The sequence below is a fragment of the Pseudomonas sp. PS02290 genome (genome assembly GCF_029960075.1).
Taxonomy (GTDB): domain Bacteria; phylum Pseudomonadota; class Gammaproteobacteria; order Pseudomonadales; family Pseudomonadaceae; genus Aquipseudomonas.
In genome coordinates this window covers 1-12,960 of record NZ_JASCOY010000036.1, presented here as the reverse complement: position 1 = coordinate 12,960, position 12,960 = coordinate 1, and the positions used below count along the sequence as shown (strand labels likewise).

The 12,960-nt window shown below is 60.6% G+C and carries 11 protein-coding genes and 1 pseudogene; 8 read left to right on the top strand and 4 right to left on the bottom strand.

Annotation, left to right across the window (positions count from 1 at the left end; all coding sequences use genetic code 11):
• Positions 1-17 precede the first annotated feature (17 nt).
• Positions 18-881, bottom strand: a complete 864-nt coding sequence (locus QMX88_RS29745) for a methyl-accepting chemotaxis protein (RefSeq protein WP_442969466.1) — start codon at positions 879-881, stop codon at positions 18-20.
• Positions 873-1,643 (bottom strand): annotated as a pseudogene (locus tag QMX88_RS29740) (MCP four helix bundle domain-containing protein); the annotation flags it as partial. The pseudogene QMX88_RS29740 and the gene QMX88_RS29745, both read right to left, overlap by 9 nt.
• 316 nt (positions 1,644-1,959) lie before the next feature.
• On the opposite strand from QMX88_RS29740, the gene QMX88_RS16455 reads away from it, so the two are divergent.
• Together QMX88_RS16455 and QMX88_RS16450 are read left to right on the top strand one after the other, a co-directional pair.
• Entirely contained in the window at positions 1,960-2,193 is a 234-nt protein-coding gene (locus tag QMX88_RS16455; protein ID WP_192173175.1) for a hypothetical protein, read from the top strand.
• Positions 2,190-2,492, top strand: a complete 303-nt coding sequence (locus QMX88_RS16450) for a cell division protein ZapA (protein ID WP_065991262.1) — start codon at positions 2,190-2,192, stop codon at positions 2,490-2,492. The genes QMX88_RS16455 and QMX88_RS16450 overlap by 4 nt, the downstream gene beginning before the upstream one ends.
• A 66-nt stretch (positions 2,493-2,558) precedes the next feature.
• On the opposite strand, the gene QMX88_RS16445 is transcribed toward QMX88_RS16450, so the two are convergent.
• Positions 2,559-3,599: a threonine aldolase family protein gene (locus QMX88_RS16445; protein ID WP_192173174.1), complete on the bottom strand. Its 1,041-nt coding sequence runs from the start codon at positions 3,597-3,599 to the stop codon at positions 2,559-2,561.
• Between the two features lie 99 nt (positions 3,600-3,698).
• Between QMX88_RS16445 and QMX88_RS16440 the strand changes: the two genes are divergently transcribed.
• Both QMX88_RS16440 and alaC read left to right on the top strand, forming a co-directional pair.
• Positions 3,699-4,442, top strand: coding sequence for a TraX family protein (locus tag QMX88_RS16440; RefSeq protein WP_282371167.1), 744 nt, complete (start codon positions 3,699-3,701; stop codon positions 4,440-4,442).
• Between the two features lie 270 nt (positions 4,443-4,712).
• Positions 4,713-5,927 carry an alanine transaminase gene (alaC, locus tag QMX88_RS16435; RefSeq protein ID WP_192173172.1) on the top strand — a complete coding sequence of 405 codons (1,215 nt, stop codon included), beginning with the start codon at positions 4,713-4,715 and terminating at the stop codon, positions 5,925-5,927.
• A 10-nt stretch (positions 5,928-5,937) separates the two neighbouring features.
• Here alaC and QMX88_RS16430 read toward each other — a convergent pair whose 3' ends face one another.
• Positions 5,938-6,675, bottom strand: a complete 738-nt coding sequence (locus tag QMX88_RS16430; protein ID WP_282371164.1) for a hypothetical protein — start codon at positions 6,673-6,675, stop codon at positions 5,938-5,940.
• 334 nt (positions 6,676-7,009) lie between these two features.
• On the opposite strand from QMX88_RS16430, the gene glyA reads away from it, so the two are divergent.
• The 4 genes from glyA to QMX88_RS16410 are packed head-to-tail and all read left to right on the top strand — an operon-like array spanning position 7,010 to position 12,876.
• Positions 7,010-8,263, top strand: a complete 1,254-nt coding sequence (gene glyA / locus QMX88_RS16425) for a serine hydroxymethyltransferase (protein WP_282371162.1) — start codon at positions 7,010-7,012, stop codon at positions 8,261-8,263.
• Between the two features lie 15 nt (positions 8,264-8,278).
• A complete protein-coding gene (locus tag QMX88_RS16420) occupies positions 8,279-9,529 on the top strand; it encodes a sarcosine oxidase subunit beta family protein (protein WP_282371161.1) in 1,251 nt (416 codons plus the stop codon).
• 15 nt (positions 9,530-9,544) lie between these two features.
• A complete protein-coding gene (locus QMX88_RS16415; protein WP_074886785.1) occupies positions 9,545-9,859 on the top strand; it encodes a sarcosine oxidase subunit delta in 315 nt (104 codons plus the stop codon).
• Positions 9,856-12,876: a sarcosine oxidase subunit alpha gene (locus QMX88_RS16410; RefSeq protein WP_282371160.1), complete on the top strand. Its 3,021-nt coding sequence runs from the start codon at positions 9,856-9,858 to the stop codon at positions 12,874-12,876. Before QMX88_RS16415 ends, QMX88_RS16410 begins: the two co-directional genes overlap by 4 nt.
• Positions 12,877-12,960: the final 84 nt, after the last annotated feature.

Sequence of the window (12,960 nt, the reverse complement as noted above, 5' to 3'; positions counted from 1 at the left end):
CGGCTCTGTAACGTCTTTTAAACTTTGAAGCGCGCAACCATCCCGTTCAAATCCACAGCCAGACGCGACAGCTCGTTGCTCGCTGCGCTGGTCTGATTGGCGCCGGTGGCGGACTGAGTCGACAGGTCGCGGATGTTGACCAGGTTGCGGTCCACTTCCCGTGCGACTTGGGCCTGCTCTTCCGCCGCGCTGGCGATGACCAGGTTGCGTTCGTTGATTTCCACAACGGCGCTGTTAATGGTGTCCAGCGCAAGGCCGGCGCCTTTGGCGATGTTCAGGGTGGATTCCGCACGCTCGGTGCTGCTGCGCATGGAGTTCACGGCCTGTTCGGTGCCGCCCTGAATGCTGCCGATCATACGCTCGATTTCGCTGGTCGATTGCTGGGTGCGGTGGGCGAGGGCGCGAACTTCGTCGGCGACCACCGCAAATCCGCGACCGGCTTCACCCGCGCGGGCAGCTTCGATGGCGGCGTTGAGGGCCAGCAGGTTGGTCTGATCCGCCAGGCCGCGAATCACATCCAGCACCTTGCCGATGTCACGGGACTCGTCCGCCAGATTGCCGATCAGCGTGGATGTGCTTTGCACGTCAGTGCTCATGCGTTCGATGGCGGTGACGGTTTCCTGCACCAGATCACGGCCATCGCTGGCGGACGTCGTAGCGTTCTTCGACGCTTCCGAGGTGCTCACAGCGTTGCGTGCGACTTCTTCCACGGCGCTGGTCATTTGGTTAACCGCAGTGGCGGCCTGTTCGATTTCGTCGTTTTGCTTGGAGAGGCCGCGCGCGCTTTCGTCGGTGACAGCGTTCAGCTCTTCGGCGGCCGAAGCAAGCTGGGTCGCCGAACCGGAAATGCGCTGCAGGGTGTCACGCAGCCTGGACTGCATCTTCAACATTGCGGCCAGCAAGCGGCCCGCTTCGTCAGTACCGTCCACCGTGATGGTGCGCGTCAGGTCGCCTTCGGCAATGTCCTCGGCAGCGTTCAATGCCGATGCGATAGGGCGGGTGATGCTGTTGGTCAGCAGCCAGGCGAACAGCAAGGTCAGCACGGTGGCAATGATCAGCAGCGTGACGACCATCGTGAAAGCCGTCGAGTACTGTTGAGTGGCCGTCGCACTGGCTTCATTGACCTGTTGGGTGTTCATCTCAATCAGCTTGGCCAGCACCACGTTCATCTGGTCCGAGTTGGTCTGCAGATCGGCGCTGAGCAGGCGGGTCAGCTCGGTCATGTCGTTGGCCTGACTCAGCGACTTCATGCGGCTTTCCAGTTGGCGATAGTCATTGAGCAACTGGACGTACTGGTCGTAGGCCGACTGCTCCGCTGGCTCGGAAATCAGCTTGACGTAGATGGCCCGGGCATCGTCGATCTGCTTGTTGCGCATGGCAAACAATTCAGTGGTTTTCTGCAGTGTGTCGGGATCGCGGTTGAGCATCAGGCGATAGGACAGAACACGCAGGCGAATGCTGCCTTCGGTCAATTTATCCAGCGCCTTGATGCTCGGCATGCTTTTGCTGGCCATGGCAACGTTGGCGGTATTGATCTTGTTCATCTGCGACAGGGCAAAGACGCCCAGAATCAGCATCAGCAGGCCAATGACGGAGAAGCCGAGAAAGGCGCGGGGCGCGATATTCAAATTACGTAGGGACATTACGGTTCCAGGGCGGCCGCGATCCATGCGAGGCGAGAGATAGAAGTGTCAGAGATGCATGGGTTATCGGTCGGCCCTGTGGGGACTTGATGCCACTGGTCTACGCTGTGCGGTTATGTCGCAGCCGGGTGATCTGACGAACAGCAGGAACAAGACCGTAAAAACGTAGTCAATCAGGGCCGTTATGCGTTTGCGGAATAGAGTGGTAGAGATGCTTGTTGGTCGGTGTAGCGGCTTGGATGCCCTGATTTCACTGGTAGCTAAAGTGACTTTTCTTTATCGTACGCGCCCTTTGAAATTTGCCTGAGATATCAAAATGTTGGAAGCATCCCTAAGCCAGTTGGAAAAGCTCGTCAGTGACCTGGTACAGCACAATCAGGAGCTGCAGAACACGAACGCGCGACTCGCCGAAGAGTTGAAGCAAGCCAGGGATGACAACGACAGTCTGCAGTTGAGTCTGATGGAGCAAGAAGAGAAACAGGGTGCGACGGCTGCGCGCATTCAGGCGCTGGTTGACCGCGCCACCAGTGCCAGCGCGGTTGACGCATGATCACGGATCAGGACGGCGCCAAGGTTATTTCCATCCTTGGCAACGACTACACGATCAAGGCACCTGCCGGCCAAGAGCAGACCCTGATGGATGCCGTGTCGATGCTGAAATCGGCATTGTTCGAAACCAAGCGCAGTTACCCGACGCTGATCGGCGATCGTCTGCTGGTGCTGGCGGCGCTGAATCTGTGCTCGAAGCAGATCGAACTCAAGCAGCAACACGCCGAAGCGCTTAGCCGTTATGAAGACAAGGTCAGCGCTACGGTCGAGGTGATCGAGAAGGTTATTGCTCAGGGGTGAGGCACCGGTTCAGTCCATCTGCAGGCTGCGGATGGGCTGCACCTACCAGTGAAGAGTAAGCCGCTTTCAGCTCCCCATCACCAACCGAATGTCCGCTGCCAGTTCCCGCACTCGGGCCTCTTCGGTGTCCCACGAGCACATGAAGCGCGCGCCGCCATTGCCGATGAAGGTGTAGAAGCGCCAGCCCCTCGCGGTCAACGCAGCAATGGCCGCTTCCGACAGTTGCAGGAACACGCCGTTGGCCTGCACCGGAAACATTAATTCAACGCCCGGAATATCTTTCACCAGATCCGCCAGCAACTGTGCGCAGCTGTTGGCGTGGCGTGCGTGCTTGAGCCAGGCGTCGTTTTCCAGCAAACCCACCCAAGGCGCTGACAAGAAGCGCATCTTCGAGGCCAGTTGACCGGCCTGCTTGCAGCGGTAGTCGAAGTCTTCAGCGAGCTTGTGGTTGAAGAACAGAATCGCCTCGCCCACTGCCATGCCGTTTTTGGTGCCGCCGAAGCACAGTACGTCAACGCCAGCCTTCCAGGTCAGCTCGGCAGGCGAGCAACCGAGAAACGCACAGGCATTGGCAAAGCGGGCGCCGTCCATGTGCAGGTTCAGGCCCAGCTCCTTGCAGGTCTCGCTGATGGCTTTGAGCTCTTCCGGCTGATACACACTGCCCACTTCCGTGGCCTGGGTCAGCGTGACGACGCGGGGTTTTGGATAGTGGATATCGGCGCGTTTGAGCGCGACTTCCCGGATGGAATCAGGCGTCAGCTTGCCGTTCTCGCTGCGTGCGGTCAGCAGTTTGGAGCCGTTGGAGAAGAATTCCGGTGCGCCGCATTCGTCCGTTTCGACGTGGGCGGTTTCCGAGCAGATGACGCTGTGGTAACTCTGGCAGAGCGATGACAGCGCCAGGGAGTTGGCCGCCGTGCCGTTGAAGGCGAAAAACACCTCGCAGTCTGTTTCGAACAACTGACGGAATTGATCGGCCGCGCGCGCTGTCCACTGGTCGTCGCCATAGGCACGCTGGTGTCCGTGGTTGGCTTGCTCCATGGCCGCCCACGCTTCCGGGCAGATTCCCGAATAGTTGTCGCTGGCAAACTGCTGGCTTTGGTCTGACATGGCCGGTTCCCTGTAATCGAAGGCTGCGACTGTAACCAAAGTTGATCGGTTTGGTCATGCATTCTTGCGTCAGAAAATTCAGCCAGACAGCGAAGCAATATGAGCGAACCGAAATCAATGACCACACCCGGGCGGAATCGCGCGCTGGACCTGCTCAAGTGGCTGGCGATGCTAAGCATGGTGATGGATCACCTGCGCTACGTCGGCTGGCACGCCAATTGGCTGTACGTGCCGGGGCGTCTGGCGTTCCCGTGGTTTTGCCTGGCGATCGCGGTCAACGTCGTACGTACTGGCCAGCACGATGTGGAGGCTTCGATCAAGTGGAAATACCTGACGTGGCTGGCGGTGTTTTCCGCGGTCGCGGAGCTGCCATATCGGATTTACATGGCCGGTGAGGTCACCACGCTCAATGTGCTGCCTACGCTGGCGTTGGGTTTGCTGGTCGCGCAGGGTGGATTGAGTCGCTCATGGCCGGCGAGGGGCTTGGGTATCGCTGCTTTGGCTGTTGGGGTTCTGTTTGGTCCGCAGTTGATGTTCGGCATGTATGGGGTGTTGCTGCCTCTGGCGTTTGTGCTCGTGCTGCGCACTTCCATATGGCTGGCGATTGCGCCGGGGATCGTCTGTTTATTGAGCAACGAGTGGCCGAAGATTATCGATGGCATGCTATGGGGCGACCCGATTTCCATCGGTGCGCTGGTGGCCTGTTTGCTGGCGCCACTGTTAGGGTTAGCGATTCTGCGCGGGCGCCCGGCATTCGGAGTGTGGCCGATGCGGCGGTGGGCGTACCTGATTTATCCGGTGCATTTTTTGCTGTTGTTTGGACTGCGGCAGATCATCGAATGACGGTGATGTGGCAGGCAGGTACTCAGCGTGTATGCCCTTGGTTTTGCGTTCCGACCTCCGACGCCTGCCCGGCTAAAGCCGGTCCTACTGACCGCGCGCATATCTTCAGTGGGACCGGCTTCAGCCGGGAAGAGGCCCGTGTGAGCGCCGTCGATTTCGCGGTTTCGCTGTAGACAAACCGCCGTCCCCGCCCGTATCTTCCACCTCAGGCCACCGCAGTGGCCAGCGTCGCTCGGACGGTTCCGGGCGCTTACGTCTTCAGAGGTTTCCATGGCAGACCAAGGTTCGCCGCGCCGTTTTGCGCGCATCGATCGACTCCCTCCTTACGTGTTCAACATCACCGCCGAGCTGAAAATGGCTGCGCGTCGTCGTGGTGAGGACATCATCGACCTGAGCATGGGCAACCCCGATGGGGCAACGCCGCCGCACATTGTCGAGAAACTGGTCACCGTCGCCCAACGTGAAGACACTCACGGCTACTCGACTTCGCGTGGCATCCCGCGTCTGCGTCGGGCGATTTCCAGCTGGTACAAAAAACGCTACGACGTGGACATCGATCCCGAAGACGAAGCTATCGTCACCATCGGCTCTAAAGAGGGCCTGGCGCATTTGATGCTCGCTACGCTGGATCAGGGCGACACGGTTCTGGTGCCGAACCCCAGTTACCCGATTCACATCTATGGTGCCGTTATCGCCGGCGCTCAGGTGCGCTCCGTGCCACTGGTGCCAGGCGTGGACTTTTTCGCTGAACTGGAAAAAGCCATTCGCGGCTCGATCCCCAAGCCGAAGATGATGATCCTGGGTTTCCCGTCCAACCCGACCGCCCAATGTGTCGAGCTGGATTTCTTTGAGCGCGTCGTTGCCCTCGCCAAACAGTACGACGTGCTGGTGGTTCACGACCTGGCCTACGCCGACATCGTCTACGACGGCTGGAAAGCTCCGTCGATCATGCAGGTGCCGGGCGCCAAGGACATCGCCGTCGAATTCTTCACCCTGTCCAAGAGTTACAACATGGCGGGCTGGCGCATCGGCTTCATGGTCGGCAACCCGGAACTGGTCAACGCCCTGGCGCGGATCAAGAGCTACCACGACTACGGCACGTTCACGCCGCTGCAAGTGGCCGCCATCGCCGCGCTGGAAGGTGATCAGCAATGCGTGCTCGACATCGCCGAGCAGTACCGCCAGCGCCGTAACGTGCTGGTTAAAGGCCTGCACGAACTGGGCTGGATGGTCGAAAACCCGAAAGCGTCGATGTACGTCTGGGCCAAGATACCCGAGGCTTACGCGCACCTGGGGTCGCTGGAATTCGCCAAGAAGCTGCTCGCCGAAGCCAAAGTCTGCGTTTCGCCTGGTGTCGGTTTTGGTGAATATGGCGATGACCACGTTCGCTTTGCGCTTATCGAGAATCAGGACCGCATCCGTCAGGCCGTGCGGGGTATTCGCAGCATGTTCCGGGCTGACGGATTGGTTACGCAAAAAGCCTGACGGTCGTCACTCATTTGCCGAGGTCATGACCTGACCTCGGCACATCCGGCAGCGGCACACGCTTGAGGATCGGCAATGACGCTGATTCGGGACGAGTGGTGATGCCATAGACGATCGACAGCTCGTTGGATCCGCTTTCTACATAGTAATCACCGGGCGCGGCACATCGGATTGCTTCGGCTTCCGTGACGGTTGTTGAGTAGCTGCGCCCTTCAACGGTGCGAATGTTGACCGAGACTTGGCGGTCTTCAGACACTCTGAAAGTCCTGTCCATCACAATGTCTTCTTCAGAGGGGCTTGCGTGAAAAGTCGAGCCTTTGGGAAGGTACAGCGCAAGATCCGATTCGACAGACTGCGGTGCCGCGATGGGTGGTATTTCCCATAGATAGATGTCGGCGACCAGCTCAGCGTTCGGATAGGAAATGATCTTGAGAATGACCGAATAGTAACCGCCGTCCTGGTGAACGATGTCTTGGGGGGTGGCATAAAGCCTGGCGTCACTCACTGAAACAGTGGACGAAAGAACTACATCCGAATCTTCGACGTAGACGGCAAGCAGCGCCTCAGACTCGCTCAGTTCCCGAATAATCCTCAGTTTGACCGAGCCTTCTATATCCACCGTATGAAACACGCCTTGAGTCAGAAAGAGCAGCAGCTCCGTAGCGGGTCCCTGCCGACAGACGTTTTTCCCCCTTAGCTTTTTCCATAACTGCGGAGTTAGCGTATGCGACCTTGCGATTGTGCCCATGATCATTCCCTTGAGTGAGTGGCTGTCAGCCGTTCCGTTGGCTCAAAAGTAAGCCCGTCATTGCTATTTGAATACTGTCAGTTTTGACAGTCCCCGTGCCCATTGGCCTGAGGTGTTGCGGCGTGCCGAGGATTCGCGGCGGGCTCAGGACCGACAGTCTGCGGCGCGCAGAGCCGCGCAAATCCCGCTCCCCGTTAACCCATGTCGTAAACGCGCCTTTGTGTGGCGCGCGCAGGCATCTGGGCTGTCGGCGTCAGCCATACCATCGTGGCCAAAGGGCAGTTCAAGGCCCTGTCGATCATTCAGGCGCCGCGCCGCCGCTGGGAGAACCGCGATGTTCAGCAAGCAAGACCAGATCCAGGGTTATGACGATGCACTGTTGGCGGCAATCAGTGCCGAGGAGCAGCGTCAGGAAGACCACATCGAGCTGATCGCCTCGGAGAACTACACCAGCAAGCGCGTGATGCAGGCCCAGGGCAGCGGCTTGACCAACAAATACGCCGAGGGTTATCCCGGCAAGCGTTACTACGGCGGTTGCGAGCACGTCGACAAGGTCGAGCAACTGGCGATCGATCGCGCCAAGCTGCTGTTTGGTGCCGACTACGCCAACGTCCAGCCGCACTCCGGTTCGTCGGCCAACAGCGCGGTTTACCTGGCGCTGCTGCAAGCGGGCGACACATTGCTGGGGATGAGCCTGGCCCATGGCGGTCACCTGACCCACGGCGCCAAAGTGTCGTCCTCGGGCAAGCTGTACAACGCCGTTCAATACGGCATCGACGTTGCCACCGGCCTGATCGATTACGACGAAGTCGAGCGACTGGCGGTCGAGCACAAGCCGAAGATGATCGTGGCCGGTTTCTCGGCCTACTCCAAAACCCTGGATTTCCCGCGCTTTCGTGAGATCGCCGACAAAGTGGGCGCGCTGCTGTTTGTGGACATGGCTCACGTGGCCGGTCTGGTCGCTGCCGGTTTGTACCCGAACCCGCTGCCGTACGCCGATGTGGTCACCACCACCACTCACAAAACCCTGCGCGGCCCCCGTGGCGGGTTGATCCTGGCCAAGGCGAACGAAGAGATCGAGAAGAAGCTCAATTCCGCCGTGTTCCCGGGTGCCCAGGGCGGCCCGCTGATGCATGTGATTGCCGGCAAGGCCGTGTGCTTCAAGGAAGCCATGGAGCCCGGTTTCAAAGCCTATCAACAGCAAGTGATTGATAACGCACAGGCCATGGCGCAGGTGTTCATTGATCGCGGTTACGACGTCGTGTCGGGCGGGACCGACAATCACCTGTTCCTCGTCAGCCTGATTCGTCAGGGCCTGACCGGGAAAGACGCCGACGCGGCGCTGGGTCGAGCGCACATCACCGTCAACAAGAACGCCGTGCCGAACGATCCGCAATCGCCGTTCGTGACGTCGGGCCTGCGTATCGGCACCCCTGCGGTGACCACGCGCGGATTCAAAGTTACCCAGTGCATCACGCTGGCCGGCTGGATCTGCGACATTCTCGACAATCTCGGCGACGCCGATGTCGAGGCCAATGTTGCCGAGCAGGTCGCCGCGCTGTGCGCCGATTTCCCGGTTTACCGCTGAGTCAGGAGTCGCACCATGCAGCATTACTCGGGCTTCGGCCTCTTCAAACACTCCCTCAGCCACCACGAAAACTGGCAGCGCATGTGGCGCACGCCGACCCCGAAAAAGGTCTACGACGTGGTCATCGTCGGCGGCGGCGGACACGGTCTGGCGACAGCCTATTACCTGGCGAAAGAGCACGGCATCACCAACGTGGCCGTGGTCGAAAAAGGTTGGCTGGGCGGCGGTAATACCGCACGCAACACCACCATCGTGCGCTCCAACTACCTGTGGGACGAATCCGCGCACTTGTACGAACACGCGATGAAACTGTGGGAAGGCCTGTCCCAGGACATCAACTACAACGTCATGTTTTCCCAGCGCGGCGTATACAACCTGTGCCACACCCTGCAGGACATGCGTGATTCCGAGCGCCGCGTCAGCGCCAATCGCCTCAACGGTGTCGACGGCGAGTTGCTCAACGGCAAGCAAGTGTCTGAAGAAATTCCGTACCTCGACTGCTCGAAAAACACCCGTTACCCGATCATCGGCGCAACGGTGCAGCGTCGCGGCGGTGTCGCGCGTCATGACGCCGTGGCCTGGGGCTACGCCCGTGCCGCTGATGCGTTGGGCGTGGACTTGATTCAGCAGACCGAAGTGACCGGCTTCCGCAAGGAAAACGGCGTGTGCATCGGCGTCGAAACCAACAAGGGCTTCATTGGCGCCAAACGCGTCGGTGTGGTGACGGCAGGCAACTCCGGCCACATGGCCAAGCTCGCTGGCTTCCGTCTGCCGGTGGAATCCCATCCGTTGCAGGCGCTGGTGTCGGAGCCGATCAAGCCCATCATCGACAGCGTGATCATGTCCAACGCCGTACACGGTTACATCAGCCAGTCCGACAAGGGCGACCTGGTGATCGGTGCCGGCATCGACAGCTGGGTCGGCTACGGCCAGCGCGGCTCTTACCCGGTGATCGAACACACCATTCAGGCCATCGTCGAGATGTTCCCGGTGCTCTCGCGGGTGCGCATGAACCGCCAGTGGGGCGGCATCGTCGACACCACGCCGGACGCCTGCCCGATCATTTCCAAAACGCCTGTCCCGAACATGTTCTTCAACTGCGGTTGGGGCACCGGTGGCTTCAAGGCCACCCCGGGCTCGGGCAACGTGTTTGCCGCCAGCCTGGCCAAGGGCGAAATGCACCCGCTGGCCAAACCCTTCTCAATCGACCGGTTCCACAACGGCGCGTTGATCGACGAACACGGCGCTGCAGCCGTAGCCCACTAACAGAGGACTTTTCCCATGTTGCATATCTTCTGTCCTCACTGTGGCGAACTGCGCTCCGAAGAGGAATTCCACGTCTCCGGTCAGGCCCACATCCCGCGTCCGCTGGACCCGGCCGCCTGCACCGACGAAGAGTGGGGCGACTACATGTTCTTTCGCGACAACCCGCGCGGTCTGCACCACGAACTGTGGATTCACGCAGCGGGCTGCCGTCAGTACTTCAACACCACGCGTGACACCGTGACCTACGAAATTCTCGAAACCTATCCGATCGGCACGCAGCCGCAGTTCGTCAATCCGGCGCCCGCGATCAGAAAGGGGGATCAGGTATGAGCCAGTCCAATCGCCTGCCCAACGGCGGCCGCATCGATCGCAGCAAGGTCCTGAATTTCAACTTCAACGGCCAGACGTACCAAGGCTTCGAAGGCGACACCCTGGCCGCCGCCTTGCTTGCCAACGGCGTCGACATCATTGGTCGCAGCTTCAAGTATTCCCGTCCTCGCGGCATCTTCGCGGCGGGTTCCGAAGAGCCGAATGCCGTGCTGCAGATCGGCGCCACCGAAGCCACGCAGATCCCCAACGTGCGCGCCACGCAACAGGCGCTTTACTCGGGCCTCGTCGCGACCAGCACCAACGGCTGGCCGAGCGTGAACACCGACATGATGGGCATTCTCGGCAAGGTCGGCGGCAAGCTGATGCCGCCGGGCTTCTACTACAAAACCTTCATGTACCCGCAGTCGTTCTGGATGACTTACGAGAAGTACATCCGCAAGGCAGCGGGCCTGGGGCGTTCGCCGACCGAGCTGGATCCGGACACCTACGACAACATGAACCAGCACTGCGATGTGCTGGTGGTCGGCGCCGGCCCAGCAGGTCTGGCCGCCGCACTGGCCGCTGCGCGCAGCGGTGCTCGGGTCATCCTGGCGGACGAGCAGGAAGAATTCGGCGGCAGCCTGCTGGACAGCCGCGAAAGTCTGGACGGTAAACCGGCAGCGGAATGGGTAGCGACGGTGGTGGCCGAACTCAAAGGCCTGCCCAACGTGACCCTGTTGCCGCGCGCCACGGTGAACGGCTATCACGACCACAATTTCCTGACCATTCACGAGCGGCTGACCGATCATTTGGGCGATCGCGCGCCGATTGGCCAGGTGCGTCAGCGCATGCACCGGGTTCGCGCCAAGCGCGTGGTGCTGGCGACCGGCACCCACGAGCGTCCGCTGGTTTACGGCAACAATGATGTGCCGGGCAACATGCTGGCCGGCGCGGTCTCCACGTACGTGCGTCGTTATGGCGTGGCGGCGGGCAAGAAACTGATCCTGTCGACCAACAATGATTACGCGTACCGCGTGGCGCTGGACTGGCTTGATGCCGGCCTGCATGTGGTGGCCGTCGCCGATGCGCGTCACAACCCGCGCGGTGCGTTGGTGGAAGAAGCCCGCGCCAAAGGCATTCGGATCCTGACCGGCAGCGCCGTGGTGGAAGCCCGTGGCAGCAAGCGTGTCAGTGCCGCCCGCGTGGCCGCCATCGACGTCAAAGGCCACAAGGTCGCCAGCCCGGGCGAGTGGCTCGACTGCGATCTGGTCGCCAGCTCCGGTGGCTACAGCCCGATCGTTCACTTGGCTTCGCACCTCGGCGGAAAACCGGTCTGGCGCGAGGACATCCTCGGTTTTGTGCCGGGCGAAGCGCCGCAGAAACGCGTCTGCGTTGGCGGTGTCAATGGCGTCTACGCCTTGGGCGACTCGCTGGCCGACGGTTTTGAAGGCGGTGTTCGTGCCGCCAGTGAAGCCGGTTTCAAACCGGTCGAAGGCGTACTGCCCAAAGCCCTGAGCCGTGTGGAAGAACCGACCTTGGCGCTGTTCCAGGTACCGCACGAAAAAGGTACTGCGCGGGCGCCGAAGCAATTCGTCGACCTGCAGAACGACGTCACCGCGGCGGCCATCGAACTGGCGACCCGCGAGGGTTTCGAGTCCGTCGAGCACGTCAAACGCTACACCGCGCTGGGTTTCGGTACCGACCAGGGCAAGCTCGGCAACGTCAACGGCCTGGCCATTGCGGCTCGCTCGCTGAACGTGTCGATCCCGGAAATGGGCACCACCATGTTCCGCCCGAACTACACGCCGGTGACCTTCGGCGCCATTGCCGGGCGTCACTGCGGTCACGTCTTCGAGCCTGTGCGCTTCACCGCGCTGCACGCCTGGCACGTGAAGAACGGCGCTGAATTCGAAGATGTAGGGCAGTGGAAACGTCCGTGGTACTTCCCGAAAGCCGGTGAAGACATCCACGCCGCCGTACGCCGCGAATGCAAGGCCGTGCGCGACAGCGTCGGCCTGCTGGACGCATCGACGCTGGGCAAGATCGACATTCAAGGCCCGGATGCCCGTGAGTTTCTGAACCGCATCTACACCAACGCCTGGACCAAGCTCGATGTGGGCAAGGCGCGTTACGGCCTGATGTGCAAGGAAGACGGCATGGTCTTCGACGACGGCGTCACCGCCTGCATCGCCGACAACCACTTCATCATGACCACCACAACCGGCGGCGCCGCACGCGTGCTGCAGTGGCTGGAAATTTATCAACAGACCGAATGGCCGGACCTGAAGGTGTACTTCACCTCCGTCACCGACCACTACGCGACCCTGACGCTGTCGGGCCCGAACAGCCGCAAGCTGCTCAGCGAAGTGACCGACATCGACCTGGGCCGTGAAGCGTTTCCGTTCATGACCTGGAAAGAAGGGCTGGTGGGCGGAGTACCGGCGCGGGTGTTCCGGATTTCGTTTACCGGAGAGCTCTCCTACGAGGTGAACATCCAGGCCGACTACGCCATGGGCGTTCTGGAAAAAATCGCCGAAGCGGGCAAGCAGTACAACCTGACCCCGTACGGCACTGAAACCATGCACGTCCTGCGGGCCGAGAAGGGCTTCATCATCGTCGGCCAGGACACCGACGGCTCGATGACCCCGGACGATTTGAACATGGGCTGGTGTGTCGGCCGTACCAAGCCGTTCTCGTGGATCGGCCAGCGTGGCATGAACCGTGAGGATTGCGTGCGGGAAGATCGCAAGCAACTCGTAGGCCTCAAGCCAATTGATCCGAACAAGTGGCTGCCGGAAGGCGCGCAACTGGTGTTCGATCCGAAGCAGTCGATCCCGATGAAGATGGTCGGCCACGTGACGTCGAGTTACGCGGCGAACTCGCTGGGTTATTCGTTTGCCATGGGTGTGGTGAAGGGCGGGCTGAAGCGCATGGGCGAGCGGGTGTTTGCGCCGCTGGCGGATGGATCGGTGATCGAGGCGGAGATTGTGTCCTCGGTATTCTTCGATCCGAAGGGTGATCAGCAGAACGTGGAGTAAGTCTTGGCTTGCTTACATCCCTGTGGGAGTGAGCTTGCTCGCGATGGCGTGAGATCAGGCTCACATCTGGTGACTGATACACCG